Consider the following 12711-nt stretch of genomic DNA (forward strand, 5'->3'; position numbering starts at 1 on the left):
GCCGGGCTTATCAGGTATGAGCCACCATGGCAAAACGTGACTACTACGAAGTGCTCGGGGTAGGCAAGAACGCGAGCGACGACGAGATCAAGAAGGTTTATCGCAAGCTCGCGATGAAGTACCACCCGGACCGCAATCCGGACAACAAGGAAGCCGAGGAGAAATTCAAGGAGGTCAAGGAGGCCTACGAGATGCTCTCCGACCCCGAGAAGAAGGCGGCCTACGACCAGTACGGCCACGCCGGCGTGGACCCGAACATGGCCGGCGGCTTCGGCGCGGGCGGTTTCGGCAACGGCGGCTTCGCCGAGGCGTTCGGCGACATCTTCGGCGATATCTTCGGCCAGCAGGCCGGCGGCCGCCGTGGCAATGGCCCGCAGGCGTATCGCGGCGCCGACCTGCGCTACAGCATGGAAATCTCGCTGGAGCAGGCCGCGCACGGCCACGAGGCGCAGATCCGCGTGCCGCACTGGGACGACTGCGAACACTGCCACGGCAACGGCGCCGAGCCGGGTTCGTCGGTGGAAACCTGCCCGACCTGTAACGGCGTGGGCCAGGTGCGCGTGTCGCAGGGCTTCTTCACGATGCAGCAGACCTGCCCGAAGTGCCACGGCAGCGGCAAGTTCATCCCGAAGCCGTGTACCAAGTGCCATGGCCAGGGCAAGCTGAAGTCGCAGAAGACGCTCGAAGTGAAGATCCCGGCCGGGATCGACGAGGGCATGCGCATCCGCTCGTCGGGCAACGGCGAGCCGGGCATCAACGGCGGCCCGCCGGGCGACCTGTACGTCGAAGTGCACATCAAGCAGCACGAGGTGTTCGAGCGCGATGGCGACGACCTGCACTGCCAGATGCCGATCTCGTTCGCCGTAGCGGCGCTTGGCGGCGACATCGAGGTGCCGACGCTGAACGGCCGCGTCAGCTTCCCGGTGCCCGAAGGCACCCAGGCCGGCAAGACGTTCCGCCTGCGCGGCAAGGGCATCAAGGGCGTGCGCTCGGGCTACCCCGGCGACCTCTACGTGCATGTGAACGTGGAGACGCCGGTCAAGCTGACCGACGCCCAGAAGGAACTGCTGCGCCAGTTCGACCGTTCGGTTCACGAGGGCGGCTCGCGCCACAGCCCGCAGGAACAGTCGTGGTTGGATAAGGTGAAGGGGTTCTTCAGCTGATCGCGCACTGCCGCGAACGATGAAACCGGCTACGTGACAAACGTGGCCGGTTTTTTTATGTATTGTGGGTGCTGGACAGGCCAGCGATTCAATCACCGATCACGCTCGAACCCGTTGCAAACCACCCCCTTCGTCCTCCTGGACGACGCCCACGCCCCCGGCGTCGCCGCCTCGCGCCTCTACACCGGCTTCGTCCGCGAGGACCGCGTGCCGCCCGGTGCCGACACCGCCACACTCGATATCCTGCTCGAAGCAGGCTGGCGTGCCGGTCTCCATGTCACGCTCTTCGCCCCGTACGAATTTGGCGGCGCGCTGGTCGGCGCCCCGGTACGTGTCGATGACGCACTGCCGTTCCATGACGGCGCGCTGCGCCTGCTCTGGTTCCGCGACCTGGCGATGCTCGACGCTGGCCAGGCGGCCCAGTGGATCGACGAACGCGCCGCCTCCGGCCCCGCCGGTGCGCTCGGCGTCTCGGGCAACCTGACGCCGGAGCAGTACGCGGCAGCCATCGCCCGCATCCATGCCTGGATCGAGGCTGGCGACACCTATCAGGTCAATTTCACGCAGCGCCTCGGATTCGAAGTTTTTGGCGATCCGGTGACGTTCTACGCCGCGCTGCGTGCCGCCCAGCCGGTGCCCTTCGGTGTGCTGGCGTCTCTGCCGGGCGACCAATGGGTGCTCTCGCTGTCACCCGAACTGTTCGTCGCCCACGATGGCACCGGGCGGCTCGTGGCACGCCCGATGAAAGGCACGGCGCCGCGCTCGGGCGATGCGCAGCAGGATGCCCGTGCCGCCGCCGCGCTGGCTGCCGATGCCAAGAACCGCGCCGAAAACGTGATGATCGTCGACCTGCTGCGCAACGACCTCGGCCGCATCGCCGTGCCGGGCAGCGTGGCGGTGCCGGACCGCTTCGTGGTGGAACCGTTCGGCCGCGTGCTGCAGATGACCTCCACGGTCACCGCCTCGGCAAGGCCAGACACGACGTTCGGCGAACTGATGCATGCACTGTTCCCGTGCGGCTCGATCACGGGCGCGCCGAAGCGCCGCACGATGCAGCTCATCGCCGAGCTGGAATCTTCGCCGCGCGGCCTCTACACCGGCTCGATCGGCTGGCTCGACGCCCCGGCGCAGGGGGCGCCGCTGGGCGCCTTGGGCATGTCCGTGGCGATCCGCACGCTGGTGCTGGGCGCCACCGGGCCGGACGGTCTGCGGCCCGCCGAAATGGGCGTGGGCGGCGGCATCGTCCATGACAGCGTGGCCACCGACGAATTCGCAGAGTGCGGCTGGAAAGCCCGCTTCCTGACCTTGCACGACCCCGGATTCACGCTGTTCGAGACCATGCGCGCCCAGCGTGGCGGCGTGCAGTACGTCGAGCGTCACTTGCGGCGCATTGCGGCATCGGCGGCGGCATTCGGGTTTGCCTTCGATCCGGAAGCCGCCCGCGCCGCGCTGCAGGCCGAAGCGGCGCGCCTCGGCGACGGTAACTGGCGGCTGCGCATGAGCGTCGACAAGCGCGGCACGCTGGCCTTCGCCCACGGCGCGCTGGTGCCGCTGGCCGAGGCCGTAGTCAGCGTGGAATTGGCGGAATTACGACTCCCCGTGGCCGATGCGCTGCGTCGCCACAAGATCAGCGCCCGCGCCACGTACGACGCCGGCTGGCAGGCCGCCGAGCGCCGGGGCGCCTTCGACGCGCTGTTCTTCAACACGCGCGACGAACTGCTCGAAGGCGGCCGCACGTCGGTCTTCGTCAAGGTGGATGGGCGCTGGCTGACGCCGCCCTTGTCGGCGGACATCCTGCCCGGGGTGATGCGAGCGGTGGTGCTGGAGGAGGGCGATGCACGGATCGATGGCCCCGTGGCCGAGGCAACGATCACGCGGGAGATGGTGCTGCGTGCCGATCAGGTGGTGGTGGTGAATGCGTTGCGAGGGGTGATGCGGGCGGCAGTGCGTCAGGCATCCCGCTAACTTGCTTCCCTCTCCCGCAGGCGGGAGAGGGAAGCCAACCAGCGGGACATGGATGCCCTCACGCCGCAAACGTATGCTCCACCGCCGGGAAACTGCCATCCTTCACCGCCGCCACATACGCGCGCACCGCCGCCTCGATTGACGGCTGCCCATCCATGAAGTTGCGGACGAACTTGGCCTTGCGGCCCGGGTAGATGTTCAGCATGTCCTGCAGCACCAGCACCTGGCCCGTGCAGTCGACACCCGCGCCAATGCCGATCGTCGGCACGGTCAGCAGTTCGGTCACTTCGCCGGCCACCTTGGCGGGCACCGCTTCCATCAGCACCACCTGGGCGCCGGCCTGCTGCAGCGCCAGCGCGTCGCGCCTGAGCTGGGCGGCGCCGGCCTCGGTCTTGCCCTGCACCTTGAAGCCGCCGAAGGCGTGCACCGACTGCGGCGTCAGGCCGATGTGGGCGCACACCGGAATGCTGCGCTCGACCAGGAATTTCACGATCGGCGCGGCCCACTCGCCGCCTTCGATCTTCACCATCTGCGCGCCGGCGCGCATCAGGGCGGCGGCGCTTTCGAACGCCGCTTCGGGCGTCGGGTAGGTGCCGAACGGCAGGTCCGACACCAGCAGCGCGGTCTGGTTGCCGCGTGCCGCGCATTCGGTGTGGTAGACCATGTGCGCGAGCGTCACGGGCAGCGTGGTCTGCTGGCCCTGCATCACGTTGCCGAGTGAATCGCCCACCAGGATCATCTCCACGCCGCAGTAGTCCAGCAGCGCGGCGAAGCTCGAGTCGTACGCGGTCAGCATGACGATCTTTTCACCCGCGTCGCGCATGGCCTGCAGCTTCGGGATGGTGATGGTCTTGCGGGAGGGTTCGAGGAGGTAGCTCATGGCAGTGCCCGTAGGAGTGGCGGCCGCGTTGTGCGCCGGCTGCGCGCAGGCATGCCGGCGGGGGCCGTTGTCGTTATGGTAGGCGCAGCGACAACTCAGGTCGCGGCGAGATTCAGGAAGGCGCGGCGGCCTCGCATGGTCTCGATGCGCGACAACAGTGTACGGAAATCGCCGTCGTTGTCCACCGGATTGAAGTGCGCGGTGTCGACGATCATGACAGGCGCGTCATCATAGGTGTGGAACATCTCGCCGTAGGCTTCCGTGAGGCGCTGCAGGTACTGTTCCTCGATGCCGGTTTCGCCTGGCAGGCCCCGGCGCGCGATGCGCTCGCGCAGCAGCGACGGCGTGGCCTGCAGCATGATGACCAGGTCCACACGCTGGGCAGGCACCTGCAGCCGCGCCGCCAGCGCGTCGTAGAGCGCCAGTTCGTCGGCCTCGAGCGTCAGCGACGCGTAGAGCCGGTCCCGCGCGAACAGGAAATTGGAGATCATGCGATGGCCGGCGAGCATCGCCGCGTGCCATTGCTGAAGCTGGGTGGCGCGCTGGTTCAGGCAGGCCAGCTGCATGGCCAGCGCGTAGCGTTGCGGTTCGCGGTAGTAGCGTTCGAGGAAGGGGTTGTGGCGCGCGCCGTCAGGCAGTTCGCCGGCCCGCAGGGCCTGGGCCAGCCGCTGGGCCAGCGCCGCCTTGCCCGATCCGAGCGGGCCTTCCACGACGATGCGGCGCAGATGGTCGAGCATGGCTCAGCCCCCCGTGCCGCCTTCCTGCAGCCGCGTGCACTTGCATGAGGAAATCTTCTCGATGCGCTGATTGCTGACGCCTGCCAGGTAATCGGCGGCGCGCCCGTGGCCCGGGATCTCGACGTTGGGGTCGAGTTCGAGCAGCGGCACCAGCACGAACGCGCGTTCGGTGATGCGCGGATGCGGCACGGTCAGCGCCTCGGAAGCCATCGTGCCGTCGCCGAACAGCAGCAGGTCGAGGTCCAGCGTGCGCGGCGCGTTGCGAAAAGGGCGCTCGCGGCCGAACTGGTCCTCGATGTGGTGGCAGATGCGCAGCAGCTGCGGCGCCGTGAACGTGGTCTCGACCTTGATCACGGCGTTGAAATAGTCGCTGCCCGTGGCATCGACCGGTGCGGTGCGATAGAACGAGGACCGGGCGGCCACCGTGATCCCGACCTGCTGGGCCAGGCATACGATGGCGTCTTTCAGCGCCTGGCGCGCGTCACCCATGTTGGCGCCAATGCCGATGAAGGCAAGCGTCATGTCATTCCTCCGGCTGGGCGGGGCGCGATTCCTTCACGGCGTGTTCGCCATCGGCGGAATCCGCCTCGCTGCGGGAAGACACTGTATCCGATTTCCGGGGATTCCGCCGACGGCGCCGCTTGCGCGCCGGGGCGTCGCCCGTGGGCTCGCCGGCGTGCTCCGGACCGTCCTCTTCCATTGACTTGCCGGCCTTGCCGCGCGTGGGCTTGACGGACTGGATCAGCGCCTCGCGCTCGTCGGGCGGCGAGTTCTGGAAATCGGTCCACCACTGGCCCAGCTCGGCCGGCTGCTCGCCGGCTTCGCAGCGCAACTGCAGGAAATCGTAGCCGGCGCGGAAGCGCGGCGATTCGAGCAGGCGGAACGGCATGCGGCCCACGCGCTTCTCGAAGCGCGGCTGCATGCCCCAGATGTCGCGCATGTCGGTCACGAAGCGGCGCTGGATCGCCAGCTGGCCGGTCTGCTTTTCGAGCACCATGTCCATGGCCGTGTTCAGCGCCGCGATCGGATGCTCGCCGCCTTCGCGCAGCTTGGTCCAGCGCTGCAGCACGTGGTGCCACAGCAGCGAGGCGAACAGGAAGCCCGGCGAGACCGGCTTGCCCGCCTGCACGCGGCGGTCGGTGTTGTCGAGCGCCAGCTGCACGAAGCGCTGGCCCATCGGCTGCTCGATCGCCACGTCCAGCAGCGGCAGCAGGCCCTTGTGCAGGCCGGCCTTGCGCAGCTCCTGCAGCGACGCCCAGGCGTGGCCCGACATCAGCAGCTTGAGCATTTCGTCGAACAGCCGCGCGCTCGGCACGTTGTGGATCAGCGGCGCCAGCTCGGCGATCGGCACGCGGGTGTCCTCGTCGATGCCGAAACCGGTCTTGGCGGCAAAGCGCACCACGCGCAGCATGCGCACCGGGTCTTCGCGGTAGCGCGTGACCGGGTCGCCGATCATCCGCAGCGTCTTCGCGCGGATGTCTTCCATGCCGTGATGGTAGTCATGCACGGTCTGGGCGGCCGGATCGTAGTACATCGCGTTGATCGTGAAATCGCGGCGCTCGGCGTCCTCGGCCTGCGAGCCCCAGACGTTGTCGCGCAGCACGCGGCCGCTGGCGTCGATCGCATGGGTCTTGCTGTCGAGCTCGGCGCGCTTCAGGCGGCGGCCTTCGGGCAGCGTCTCGCTGGCCACGGCGTCCACGAGGGCGCGGAACGTCGACACCTCGATGATTTCCTGCTCGCGGCCGCCGTAGAACGTCACATGCACGATCTGGAAGCGCCGGCCGATGATGCGCGAGCGGCGGAACAGCGCCTGCACCTGCTCGGGCGTGGCGTTGGTGGCCACGTCGAAATCCTTGGGCTTGATGCCGAGCAGCAGGTCGCGCACGGCGCCGCCCACGATGAAGGCCTGGTAGCCGGCCTGCTGGAGCGTGGACGTGACCTTGACCGCATTGCGCGAGATCAGCGACGGGTCGATGCGGTGTTCGTCCACGCCGACCACGCGCTGGGTGTGGGCGCGGCCGGTGCGGCGCTGCTTGGGGCCCGGCTTGCCGAGCAGCCGGTTGATGAGCTTCTTGATCACGTCAGAACAGGTCCATGATGGGCCAGCCGGCCTCGGCCGCGCGGTTGCGCAGGCGGTCGTCGGGGTTGGCGGCCACCGGCTCGCTGACCTTCTCGAGCAGCGGCAGGTCGTTGGCGGAATCGCTGTAGAACGTGGTGGTGCCGAAGTCATCCCACTTGGCGCCCAGGCTCTTGAGCCAGCTTTCCACGCGGGTGATCTTGCCTTCGCGGAAGCTCGGCACGCCAAAGACCTCGCCGGTGAAGGCGCTGTCCGGCTTGCCGTCGAGCGTGGCCGGTTCGGTGGCGATCAGGTGCTTGATGCCGAACGCCTGGGCGATCGGGGCGGTGACGAAGCTGTTGGTGGCGGTCACCACGGCGCACAGGTCGCCCGCTTCCAGGTGCTTGTAGACCAGCGCGCGGGCCTGCGGCGTGATCACCGGCTCGATGACCTCGTGCATGAAGCGCACGCGCCACTGGTCCAGCCGGTCGCGCGGGTTGGCGGCCAGCGGCGCCAGCGCGAAACGCAGGAATTCCTGGATATCGAGCGTGCCAGCCTTGTATTGGCTATAGAACTCGTCGTTCTTGCGACGATACGATTCCTCGTCGACGACGCCCATGCGGACCAGGAAGCGGCCCCATTCATGGTCGCTGTCGGTCGGGATCAGGGTGTGGTCGAGGTCAAACAGTGCCAGATTCATGGGGCGCGATTTTACATTAGAGTGCAACGGGCGGTCGGATTGGCCCGGCGCGGGAGGTGAGCGGGTTTCATGCCAGCGCGCCCCCTGGAGGCGTCCGCCGGCGGGCGGCTACTCGCGGAATTCGGCAAACATCTCCCGAAGCAGCGGCAGCGTCACGGCGCGCTTGCGTTCCAGCGCGTACATGTCGAGCGCGTCGAGCAGGGCCATCAGGCTGGGCATGTCGCGGTAATGCCGCGTCACGAGCCAGTGCGGGATCTCGGGCGAGAGCTGCAGCCCCCGCTCCCGGGCCGCCTGCACCAGGGCGGCCATCTTGTCGTCGTCTGACAACGATTCGAGCTGGTAGACCAGCCCCCAGCCCAGCCGTGTGCGCAGATCTTCACGTACCGGCATGGCGCGCGGCGCCAGGCCGCCCGCCACCACGATGGCGCAGCGTACGTGGGCGCGCACTTCGTTGTATAGCGAGAACACGGCGATCTGGCGGGCTTCGTCGAGCAGTTCGACGTCGTCCACGGTATAGATCTGGCAGGCCGGGTCGAAGATGAAATCGGACAGCGCGTGGTGCGGGCTCAGGTAGCGGCAGTTCAGCCCGCCGTGCAGCGCGGCGTCGCAGATGGCGTGCAGCAGATGCGTGCGGCCCGAGCCGGTCTCGCCCCAGAGGTAGATCAGGCGGTCGTCGGCATGCTCGCGCGCCACCAGCCCCGGCAGCTCGCGCAGGCGTTGCACGGGCTCGCGGTTGGCGGCCACGAAGAAGTTCTCGAACGTGGACGGCGGCGGGCTGCCCAGTTCGAGCGACAACTGCTTATGACTTGGACGCGGTGACATTGGCGCGCATCGAAAGGCCCGGCGGGGCAAGGGTTGGCAGGGCGGCAGGCGGTTTCTCGGCGAGTCACTGGTCGCCGGGAGCCTGTATCCGTTAAAATCGCGATTTTACTGGAGTCGCGCCCGTGTTCCGCGTCCGTTTCGCCTTTCCGGCGTCGGAAGCGTCTCAAGCGGCGTATTCCAGACTTTACCCTCCTCAAAGACAAGCAGGTTCTCATGAGCGCATCCCCGACCGCCGGCCAGGCAGGCCTTTCCTACCGCGACGCCGGTGTTGACATCGAAGCCGGCGACGCCCTGGTCGACCGGATCAAGCCGTTCGCCAAGCGCACCATGCGCGAGGGCGTGATGGCCGGCATCGGCGGGTTCGGCGCGCTGTTCGAACTGTCGAAGAAGTTCCAGGAGCCCGTGCTGGTCTCGGGCACCGACGGCGTGGGTACCAAGCTCAAGCTGGCGTTCCAGCTGAACCGCCACGACACCGTGGGCCAGGACCTCGTGGCGATGAGCGTCAACGACATCCTGGTGCAGGGCGCCGAGCCGCTGTTCTTCCTCGACTACTTCGCCTGCGGCAAGCTCGATGTGGACACCGCCGCCACCGTGATCCAGGGCATCGCCCATGGTTGCGAACTGGCTGGCTGCGCGCTGATCGGCGGCGAAACCGCCGAAATGCCGAGCATGTACCCGGACGGCGAGTACGACCTGGCCGGTTTCGCGGTGGGCGCCGTGGAAAAGAAGAAGATCATCGACGGATCGACGATCCAGCCGGGCGACGTGGTGCTGGGCCTGGCCTCGTCGGGCGCGCATTCCAACGGCTACTCGCTGGTGCGCAAGATCATCGAGGTGTCGAAGCCGGACCTGAACGCCGACTTCCACGGCCAGCGCCTGCAGGACGCCATCATGGCGCCCACGCGCATCTACGTGAAGCCGCTGCTGTCGCTGATCGAGACGCTGCCGGTCAAGGGCATGGCCCACATCACCGGCGGCGGCCTGACCGAGAACGTGCCGCGCGTGCTGGCCGACAACCTGACCGCCGTGATCAAGAAGGACGCCTGGACGCTGCCGCCGCTGTTCCAGTGGCTGCAGAAGGAAGGCAACGTCGCCGACGCCGAAATGCACCGCGTGTTCAACTGCGGCATCGGCATGGTCGTGATCGTGGCCAAGGAAGACGCCGAACGCGCGATCCGCCACCTGCAGGCCGCCGGCGAGGCAGTCTGGGAGATCGGCGCGATCGAGGCACGGGCCGAAGGCCAGGCGCAGACGGTGGTGGTGTAACTTTTCCACTGCTGGTTTTCCCCTCTCCCTCTGGGAGAGGGGAACAAAGACCAGGCGGTGAAGAAACTACCACCCCGCCGCCCGCTCCACCTCAGCAACGTAATCCCCCCCCAGGCAGTCCACGCTCACCCGTTCGGGTGTACTCCGCAGCCACGTCAACTGCCGCTTGCACAGTTGCCGCGTCGCCGCGATCCCGCGCTCGCGCATCGTGGCGTAATCGCAATCCCCATCGAGATACTCCCAGACCTGCCGGTAGCCGACGCAGCGCATCGACGGCAAGCCCAGGTGCAGGTCGCCGCGCGCGCGCAGGCGCTCCACTTCGGCAATCAGCCCGCCGGCCAGCATGGCGTCGAAACGTTCGGCGATCCGGGCGTGCAGCACGGCGCGGTCCGACGGCTCCAGCGCAATCACGCGATAGCGCGCGTCGGCGGCGCCCGTGAAGGTGCGCGCCGCGGCCTCGCGCGCCAGCAGCGCGGACATCGGCTGGCCGCTCAGGCGGTGGATTTCCAGCGCGCGCTGGATCCGTTGCGCATCGTTGGGCGCCAGCCGCGCGGCGGTGACCGGATCCACCTCGGCCAGCATCGCGTGCAGCGCGGGCCAGCCGCGCCCCGCGGCCAGCGCATCGAGTTCGGCGCGCACGGCGGGGTCGGCCTGCGGCAGGTCGTTGAGGCCCTGCGTCAGCGCCTTGTAATAGAGCATCGTGCCGCCGACGATCAGTGGCGTGCGATCGCGCTGGCGGATTTCGCCGATCAGCCGCTCGGCGTCGGCCACGAACTGGGCGGCCGAATAGCTGTCGAGCGGGTCGATGATGTCGATCAGGTGGTGCGGCGCGCTGGCCAGCTCGGCTGGCGTGGGCTTGGCCGTGCCGATATCCATCTGGCGATACACCAGCGCGGAATCCAGGCTGATGATCTCGACCGGCCGGCGCGCGGCCAGCGCCAGCGCGGCAGCGGTCTTGCCCGACGCCGTGGGCCCGAGCAGGCAGACGACCGGCGGAAACGCGGAAAACGGCGCGGAAAGCTGCGATGACATGGCGGAAATACGATTACTGGCCGCGCAGGAACAGCCGGTCCAGTTCGGCCACCGTGAGCTGCACCCAGGTGGGGCGGCCGTGGTTGCACTGGTCGGCGCGCTCGGTCTGTTCCATCTGGCGCAGCAGCGCGTTCATTTCCTCGATGGTCAGCTTGCGATTGGCGCGCACGGCGCTGTGGCAGGCCAGCGTGGCCAGCAGTTCGTTCTGGCGCTCGGCCAGCACGCGCGAGCCGCCGAACGATTGCAGGTCGCGTAGCACGTCGCGCGCCAGCGCCTCGGCGTCGGCCTGCTTGAGCAGCGCGGGAATGGCGCGCACGGCCAGCGTCGTGGGCGACACCGGCGCGATGTCGAATCCCAGTAGCTGCAGCGTTTCCTGATGTTCCTCGGCGGCGCCGATCTCCACCGGGTTGGCCGGCAGCGTGACCGGGATCAGCAGCGGCTGCACGGCCAGGTCGCGCGCATCGAGCCCGGCCTTGATCTGTTCGTAGAGGATGCGCTCGTGCGCCGCGTGCATGTCCACCAGCACCAGCCCGCGCGCGTTCTGCGCCAGCACGTAGATGCCATGCAGTTGCGCCACGGCGTAGCCGAGCGGATGGTCGTCGCCGGCCCCCGGCTCGTCGCCGGGCAGTGCCGACGGCTGCGCCGGCAGCCGGTCGAGCAGGCTCGGCGGCTCGTCGGCGCGGGCCGCCTGAGCGTCGGCCAGCCAGGCGGGCGGCTGTGACGAAGGCTGCCAGGCCCGCGCCGCCGTGCCATCGCCGGACGTGGCGGCGCGCACCATGCCGAGGTAGGCCTGGCGCGGCTGGGCGATGCCGAGTTCCGACTGGCGCCCGGCAGAGTAGTTGATCCACTGCGAAGCGCCGCCCGGCGCGGCCGGCGCGTTCGGAGCCGACGAGGGCGAGAGGCCCGCGCCGTCGCCGGTATCGGAATGCAGGCTGTCGCCCACCTCGCCGGCCTGGCGCGCCAGGCAGCGCTGCACCGCGTGGTAGACGAACTGGTGCACGGCGCGCGATTCGCGGAAGCGCACCTCGATCTTGGACGGATGCACGTTCACATCGACCAGTTCGGGCGGCAGGTCCAGGCACAGCACGTACGAGGGAAAGCGGTCGCCGTGCAGCACGTCCTGATAGGCACTGCGTACGGCGTGGGTCAGCAGCTTGTCGCGCACGAAGCGGCCGTTGACGAAGAAATACTGCTGGTCCGGCCGCCCGCGCGAGGCGGTGGGCAGCCCGGCAAAGCCGTAGAGGTGCAGCGCGTCGGCGCCTTCGTCGAGCGGCAGGCGGGCACGCGCGAAGTCGCTGCCAAGCACCTGCGCGGTGCGCGTGGCGACGTCGCCGGCATTCCAGTGTTCGAGCGGTTTGCCGTTGTGATGCACCGAGATCGTGACGTCAGGCCGCGCCAGCGCCACACGCCGGATCATCTCCAGGCAATGCCCCACCTCGGTCTGCTCGGTCTTGAGGAATTTACGACGTGCCGGCGTGTTGAAGTACAGGTGCTGCACGTCGATCATCGTGCCCACGCCGCCGGAAGCCGGCTGAACGTGGCCGGTATCGGCGCTGATCTGGGTGGCGTGCGCGTCGGCGGCGGTGCGGCTGGTCAGCACGAGGTGCGAGACCGAGGCAATCGACGCCAGCGCCTCGCCCCGGAAACCCAGCGTCAGTACCGATTCGAGTTCGTCGAGCGAGGCGATCTTGCTCGTGGCATGGCGCATCAGCGCCACGGGCAGTTCGTCGGCCGGGATGCCGCAGCCGTTGTCGGTGATGACGATACGCCGCACGCCGCCTTCTTCCAGCCGGATGCCGAGCTGCGTGGCGCCCGCGTCGAGCGCGTTTTCAAGCAGTTCCTTGACCACCGAGGCCGGCCGTTCCACCACCTCGCCGGCGGCGATCTGGCTGATCAGCTGGTCGGGCAGCGGCCTGATCGGGCGGCCCGGCTGCGCGGTGCGCGCGGTGTTGGGGGCAGGCGTGGAAAGGTCAGGGCGGGCGGCGTCGGCGGGCATCGGGCGATTATACGTGCGCGCGGACACGATTTCGGCACAGTTATGACAGTTCCGTAACCTCGGCGCCAAACCGGCTCTTGTATGATGGGGGCCT

General features: G+C 68.4%; 11 protein-coding genes. 3 read left to right on the plus strand and 8 right to left on the minus strand.

The genetic code is table 11. The features are described from left to right. Window positions 1-26 precede the first annotated feature (26 nt). Together dnaJ and EV147_RS00855 are read left to right on the plus strand one after the other, a co-directional pair. Window positions 27-1163, plus strand: a complete 1137-nt coding sequence (gene dnaJ / locus EV147_RS00850) for a molecular chaperone DnaJ (RefSeq protein ID WP_130389250.1) — start codon at window positions 27-29, stop codon at window positions 1161-1163. Window positions 1164-1277: 114 nt separating this feature from the next. Then, on the plus strand, window positions 1278-3128 hold the full coding sequence (locus EV147_RS00855) for a chorismate-binding protein (RefSeq protein WP_407923190.1): 1851 nt from the start codon (window positions 1278-1280) through the stop codon (window positions 3126-3128). Window positions 3129-3186: 58 nt separating this feature from the next. Here EV147_RS00855 and panB read toward each other — a convergent pair whose 3' ends face one another. The 6 genes from panB to hda form a co-directional block, all read right to left on the minus strand. Beyond that, window positions 3187-4008 (minus strand): 3-methyl-2-oxobutanoate hydroxymethyltransferase, encoded by an 822-nt coding sequence (gene panB / locus EV147_RS00860; RefSeq protein WP_130389251.1) that lies wholly within the window; start codon window positions 4006-4008, stop codon window positions 3187-3189. A 95-nt stretch (window positions 4009-4103) separates the two neighbouring features. After that, window positions 4104-4745, minus strand: coding sequence for a deoxynucleoside kinase (locus EV147_RS00865; RefSeq protein ID WP_130389252.1), 642 nt, complete (start codon window positions 4743-4745; stop codon window positions 4104-4106). Window positions 4746-4748: 3 nt separating this feature from the next. Then, window positions 4749-5267, minus strand: a complete 519-nt coding sequence (gene folK / locus EV147_RS00870) for a 2-amino-4-hydroxy-6-hydroxymethyldihydropteridine diphosphokinase (protein ID WP_130389253.1) — start codon at window positions 5265-5267, stop codon at window positions 4749-4751. 1 nt (window position 5268) lies between these two features. After that, the gene (pcnB, locus tag EV147_RS00875) at window positions 5269-6825 is read right to left on the minus strand and encodes a polynucleotide adenylyltransferase PcnB (protein ID WP_130389254.1); all 1557 of its coding nucleotides are present in this window, start codon (window positions 6823-6825) and stop codon (window positions 5269-5271) included. 1 nt (window position 6826) lies between these two features. Continuing rightward, complete coding sequence (locus EV147_RS00880; protein WP_130389255.1) at window positions 6827-7501, minus strand: histidinol-phosphatase; 675 nt, start codon at window positions 7499-7501, stop codon at window positions 6827-6829. Between the two features lie 108 nt (window positions 7502-7609). Then, the gene (hda, locus tag EV147_RS00885; protein WP_130389256.1) at window positions 7610-8323 is read right to left on the minus strand and encodes a DnaA regulatory inactivator Hda; all 714 of its coding nucleotides are present in this window, start codon (window positions 8321-8323) and stop codon (window positions 7610-7612) included. Window positions 8324-8536: 213 nt separating this feature from the next. On the opposite strand from hda, the gene purM reads away from it, so the two are divergent. Beyond that, window positions 8537-9589: a phosphoribosylformylglycinamidine cyclo-ligase gene (gene purM / locus EV147_RS00890; protein ID WP_130389257.1), complete on the plus strand. Its 1053-nt coding sequence runs from the start codon at window positions 8537-8539 to the stop codon at window positions 9587-9589. A gap of 66 nt (window positions 9590-9655) precedes the next feature. On the opposite strand, the gene miaA is transcribed toward purM, so the two are convergent. Then, on the minus strand, window positions 9656-10621 hold the full coding sequence (gene miaA, locus EV147_RS00895; RefSeq protein ID WP_130389258.1) for a tRNA (adenosine(37)-N6)-dimethylallyltransferase MiaA: 966 nt from the start codon (window positions 10619-10621) through the stop codon (window positions 9656-9658). 13 nt (window positions 10622-10634) lie between these two features. Next, on the minus strand, window positions 10635-12617 hold the full coding sequence (gene mutL / locus EV147_RS00900; RefSeq protein WP_235844571.1) for a DNA mismatch repair endonuclease MutL: 1983 nt from the start codon (window positions 12615-12617) through the stop codon (window positions 10635-10637). Window positions 12618-12711 lie beyond the last annotated feature (94 nt).

Source organism: Cupriavidus agavae (assembly GCF_004217045.1).
GTDB lineage: Bacteria > Pseudomonadota > Gammaproteobacteria > Burkholderiales > Burkholderiaceae > Cupriavidus > Cupriavidus agavae.